This window comes from Acidovorax sp. IB03 (assembly GCF_016406015.1).
GTDB lineage: Bacteria > Pseudomonadota > Gammaproteobacteria > Burkholderiales > Burkholderiaceae_C > Acidovorax > Acidovorax temperans.
Genome location: NZ_JAEFCH010000070.1, coordinates 1 through 5,597 on the forward strand (window position 1 = coordinate 1; position 5,597 = coordinate 5,597).

4 protein-coding genes are annotated in these 5,597 nt (G+C 64.8%); 3 read left to right on the forward strand and 1 reads right to left on the reverse strand.

The annotated features are described in order from the left end of the window. Positions 1-100: 100 nt before the first annotated feature. Positions 101-1,012: a LysR family transcriptional regulator gene (locus IHV84_RS19925; protein WP_054258062.1), complete on the reverse strand. Its 912-nt coding sequence runs from the start codon at positions 1,010-1,012 to the stop codon at positions 101-103. Between the two features lie 112 nt (positions 1,013-1,124). Between IHV84_RS19925 and IHV84_RS19930 the strand changes: the two genes are divergently transcribed. The 3 genes from IHV84_RS19930 to IHV84_RS19940 all read left to right on the forward strand — a co-directional run. Continuing rightward, positions 1,125-2,729, forward strand: a complete 1,605-nt coding sequence (locus IHV84_RS19930; protein ID WP_175537985.1) for a GMC family oxidoreductase — start codon at positions 1,125-1,127, stop codon at positions 2,727-2,729. 40 nt (positions 2,730-2,769) lie between these two features. Further along, complete coding sequence (locus IHV84_RS19935; RefSeq protein WP_054258061.1) at positions 2,770-4,746, forward strand: alkyl/aryl-sulfatase; 1,977 nt, start codon at positions 2,770-2,772, stop codon at positions 4,744-4,746. A 142-nt stretch (positions 4,747-4,888) separates the two neighbouring features. Further along, a partial coding sequence (locus IHV84_RS19940; protein WP_198848133.1) for an aminotransferase class V-fold PLP-dependent enzyme occupies positions 4,889-5,597 on the forward strand: 709 nt, incomplete at its 3' end.

Here is a 5,597-nt window from a genome sequence, read left to right on the forward strand (position 1 = left end):
GATGGCGCTTCCGCGGTGCGATACTTGGCCTCATGCGGTTAAAACGCCTATCCGTTCCAGGCTCAGCACGGGGCCTCCGGGGTGGTAAGGATGGGCTGCATTATGGGCAGTCCAGTGCACGGGCCTGCTGCAGGAGCTGCTCCACGGCAAACTGCGCCATCAGCGAGTAGCTGCGGCCGTGCAGCGACACGATGGCCATGTCGGCGTAGACGGCGGGCATGCCGGCAATGTCCAGGCGCACCAGACGCCCGGCCTGCACGTCGGCGAGTGAGCCGGCATCGGTGTTGCCGATGACTGTGTCCGTGGTCAGCGCCAGGGAGCGCAAGAGGTTCAGGTCGTCACACTCCACCGCCAGCGGCAGGCGCTTGCCGTTTTCCAGGCCGGCCAGGGCGCCCAGGCCTACTTGCACCGCCTCCGGCACGCGCACGCTGGCAATGCCATAAGGCAGCAAGTCCGCCGGGGTGACCTGCACCAAAGCCAGCAGCGGGTGGCCCGCGCGCACGTAGAAGCCAGCCGACAGCTGGGCCACGCGGGTGATGCTCAGGTCCGGGGCCGCGACCACGTTGCGTACATCGGCCAGGTAGAAGTCCAGTTCCTCGGCACGCAGGTGGGCGGCCAGGAAGTCGGCGTTGTTCACCTCCACGCGCACGCAGACTTTGGGGTAGCGGGTACGGATTTCGGTCAAGAGCGAAGGCACCAGGGTGGCCGCTGGAAAGGGACCGACGCCGAAGGCCAGGTCTCCGATTTGGCGTTCGCGGTACAGGCTGACATCGCGCTCCAGGCAGCGGTTCTCGAACAGCAGCTTGCGCGCGCGCTCGACCACAAATGCGCCCGCGTCGGTGCAGGTGACTTCCAACGGGCCGCGATCGAAGAGTTGCAGGCCGTACTCCTCTTCGGCCGCCTGGATGCTGCGGCTGAAGGCGGACTGGGTCAGATGGCACTGGATGGCGGCGCGGCCGAAGTTGCGCGTGTCGGCCAGTGCGACCAGGTGCTTGAGGCGTTTGAGGTCCATGCCAGTCTCCAAGGCTCTTGTTATGTACTGAATGCATTGATTTTGCACTCAATATGCATTGGACGAATTTCTTGCTGCCTTCAAAAATCCCCCGCAACGAGGAGACACAAGAATGGATGCCATGGAGTTTGACTACGTGATCGTGGGCGCGGGCTCGGCCGGCTGCGTGCTGGCCGCACGCCTGAGCGAAAACCCGGCCACCACGGTGTGCCTGCTGGAAGCCGGGGGCCCAGACAAAAGCGTGCTGATCCATGCCCCGGCCGGTGTCGTGGCCATGGTGCCGACCACCATCAACAATTACGCCTTTGAAACCGTGCCGCAGCCCGGACTCAACGGCCGCAAGGGCTACCAGCCACGCGGCAAAACACTGGGAGGCTCCAGCTCCATCAATGCCATGCTCTACGTGCGCGGCCACCGCTGGGACTACGACCACTGGGCGGCGCTGGGCAACCCGGGCTGGGGCTATGACGAGGTGCTGCCGCTGTTCAAACGCGCCGAGCACAACGAGCAGTTCGCCGATGCCTTCCACGGCCAGGGCGGTCCGCTCAACGTGACCTACCCGCGCTTCGAAAGCCCTCTGAGCCGGATGTTTCTGGACGCCTGCGCGCACCATGGCATCGCCCCCAACCCCGACTACAACGGCGCTCAGCAGGAGGGCAGTTTTCTGTACCAGGTGACGCACAAGAACGGCGAACGCTGCAGCGCGGCCAAGGGCTATCTGACGCCTAACCTGAGCCGGTCCAACCTGAAGGTCATCACCCACGCCGTCAGTGCCAAGGTGGACCTGGACCAGCGCCGGGCCACCGGGGTGCAGTTCTACCTGGGCAACGAGCTACAGCGCGTGCGGGCACGGCGCGAGGTCATCGTCAGCGCCGGGGCCTTTGGCTCACCGCAGCTGCTGCAGCTGTCCGGCATCGGAGCGCCGGCCGCGCTGCAACAGGCCGGCGTCACGCCGGTGCATGCACTGCCCGGCGTGGGCCAGAACCTGCAGGACCACATCGACTACGTGCAGAGCTGGACCGTGCCCAGCCATACGGCGTCTTTCGGGGCTTCACCGCGCGGCATCGGCCAGATCGCGCGTGCCATGTTCGAGTGGCGGCGCCAGCGCAGCGGCATGGTCACCAGCACCATTGCCACGGCCGGTGCCTTCTTCCGCTCGGCGCCCGAAGTGGCGGTGCCGGACCTGCAGCTGGTGTTTGTGGTGGCGTTGGTGGACGACCACGCTCGCAAGGCCCACCTGGGCCACGGTATTTCCTGCCACGTGGATGTGCTGCGCCCCTACAGCCGTGGCACGGTGGGCATCCGAAGCAGCAACCCGCGCGTGGCGCCGGTCATTGACCCGCAGTTCCTGAGTGATGAGCGTGACCTCGCTTTGCTGGTACAAGGCGGGCAGATGCAGCAGCGCATCCTGGAAAGTGCCGCCTTCGACAGCGTGCGCGGCAAGATGCTGTACCCCGTGAAGTCGGGCGATACCGCCGCCATGGCGCAGGACATCCGCAACCGGGCCGACACCCAGTACCACCCGGTGGGTACCTGCAAGATGGGCCCCGACAGCGACCCGCTGGCCGTGGTCGATGCACAGCTGCGCGTCAAGGGCATTGCCGGTCTGCGCGTGGCCGACGCTTCCATCATGCCCACCCTGGTAGGGGGCAACACCAATGCCCCCAGCATCATGGTCGGTGAAAAATGTGCTGAGCTGATCCGCACCGGCCACTGAACCATCCACGAACACGACAGAAGCAACGAGGAGACACCCCATGAAGACACCGCACTTCGCACCGCGCATGGCCCTGCTGGCCACCTTGCTGACACTGGTGGTCGGCTGCAGCAAGACGACGGGAATTGGTGGCGCCGCCGGTGACGCCAGCCCGGAAACGCTCAAGGCCAACGCCCAGTTTGCGCAGGAACTCAAACTCGACGATGCGCAGGACTTTGAAGACGCCAAGCGCGGCTTCATTGCCAAGCCCACGGGCCAGATCAAGGCCGCCGACGGCACGGTGCTCAAGGACTTCGAGGTCTATGCCTTCCTCGACGGCAAGGCGCCCGACACGGTGAACCCCAGTTTGTGGCGCCATGCCCAGCTCAATGCCCAGATCGGCCTCTTCAAGGTGACAGACGGTGTCTACCAGCTGCGCGGTTTTGACATTGCCAACATGACGCTGATCGAGGGCAAGACCGGCTGGATTGTGGTGGACCCCCTGACCGCGCGCGAGACCTCGGCCGCTGCCTTGGCCTTTGCCCGCCAGCACCTGGGCGACAAGCCGGTGTCAGCCGTCATCATCACCCATGCGCATGCCGACCACTTTGGTGGCGTGCTCGGGATCGTCACCCCGCAGGAAGTGGCCGCACGCAAACTGCCGGTGGTGGCGTCCGAAGGTTTCCTGGAAGAAGCGACCAGCGAGAACGTGATGGTGGGTACCGGCATGGCGCGGCGCTCCATCTACCAGTTTGGCCGCGACCTGCCACGCACGGCCAAGGGCAACGTGGACACCGGCCTGGGCAAGGACGTGGCCTACGGCAGCATCGGCATCATGGCCCCCAACCACCTGATTGAACAGCCGGAACAGAAGCTCCAGCTCGACGGCGTGGACTTCGTGTTCTACAACGTCCCGGGGGCCGAGTGCCCGGCCGAAATGACTTTCAGCATTCCCGCGCTCAAGCTCTACGACGGTGCCGAGAATCTGAGCCAGCAGATGCACAACCTGCTGCCGGTGCGCGGTGCCAAGGTGCGCGATGCGCTGCGCTGGTCCAACTACATGGACCAGGCACTGGTACAGACCCAGGGCGCCGAGATCTACATCGGCTCGCACAACTGGCCGGTGTGGGGCAACGCCAACATCCGCAAGCTGGTGACCATGCACCGTGACGTCTACAAGTACACCCACGACCAGACCGTGCGCCTCATCAATGCGGGCTACACGCCCCGGGAAATCGCCGACGCCGTGAAGCTGCCCAAGTCGTTGAGCGAATTCTTCGGTGTGCGCGGCTACTACGGCGACCTGCGCCACAACGTCAAGGCGGTGTACCAGTTCTACATGGGCGCCTACGACGGCAATCCGGCCAACCTGAACCCCCTGCCTCCCCAGGAGTCGGCGAAACGCTACCTCGAATTGCTCGGCGGAGCCGACAAGGCCGTGGCTGCCGCACAGGCTGCTTTTGATGTCGGCGACTACCGTTGGGCGGCGGAACTGCTGAACCACGCCGTGTTCGGCGACCCATCCGCCAAGTCCGCCAAGGAGCTGCTGGCCCGCACCTACGAGCAGATGGGCTACCAGGCCGAAGCCGCCACCTGGCGCAACTCCTACCTCACAGCCGCGCAGGAGCTGCGCAATGGCCCTCCCACCAAGGGCGTGTCCAAGGCCATGATGATCGAGATGCTGCTGCAGACCCCCATGGAGCGCTTCCTGGAAGCCATGGCCGCCGGCCTGAACGGCCCCGACGCTGAGGGCAAGGACCTCAAGGTCAACCTGGTGCTGACCGACCTGAAGGAAAGCTATGTGCTGTGGATCGAGAACGCAGTACTGCACTTCAAGCGCGCCGAACCGGCCCCTGACGCCAACGCCACACTGGCGCTGACCAAGGACATCTTCGTCAAGATGATCGCCGGCACGGCGGGCGTCAAGGACACGCTGATGTCGGACGACCTGAAGGTGACGGGAAGCAAGATCGACCTGGTGCGCTTTTTCGGCCTGATCGACAAGGCGCCGGGTACCTTCCCCATCGTCACAAAATAGTCGGACGCGCAATTTCGCTGGATTTGCGCTTGTGCTTCAAATAGTCTGCGAAAACACAGGGGACTGTTAGACCAAATAGGCAGCACATTTCGCAGACTATTGCGTAAAGTTCGGGCATCGCAACCTCACACCGGAGACCCCCATGCCCATCACCCTTGCCTCTGCCCAAGCCCAGGACGCCCGCGATGCCCTGGCCCCCTTGCGCCAGGAATTCAACCTGCCCGACGGCGTGATCTACCTCGACGGCAACTCGCTCGGCGCCCAGCCCAAGGCCGCGCTGGCGCGGGCCCAGCAGGTGATTCAGCAGGAGTGGGGCGTGGGCCTGATCCGTAGCTGGAACACGGCCGGTTGGTTCGAATTGCCGCAGCGCCTGGGCAACCAGCTCGGCAAACTGGTGGGCGCCAAAGACGGTGAAGTGGTGGTGACCGACACAACCTCGGTCAACCTGTTCAAGGTGCTGGCCGCAGCCCTGCGCAAGCAACAGGCAGCCGCACCGCACAAGCGTGTCATCGTCTCGGAGCGGCGCAACTTCCCCACCGACCTCTACATTGCCCAGGGCCTCATTGACCAGCTCCACGCCCACGGTGCCCCGGCCTACGAACTGCGCCTGATCGACGCGCCCGAAGAATTGGCCCACGCCCTGAAGGAAGACGTGGCCGTGCTCATGCTCACGCATGTGAACTACCAAACCGGCTACATGTACGACATGGCCGCCACCACCGCGCAGGCGCACCAGCACGGCGCTGTCGACATCGGCAAGACCATCCACCCGCATCCGACGCTGGGCGAGAGCATCGGCATGGCGGCGGAAGTGGCGCATGGCAGCTGCACGGATGTGCCGCCTGCGCGCA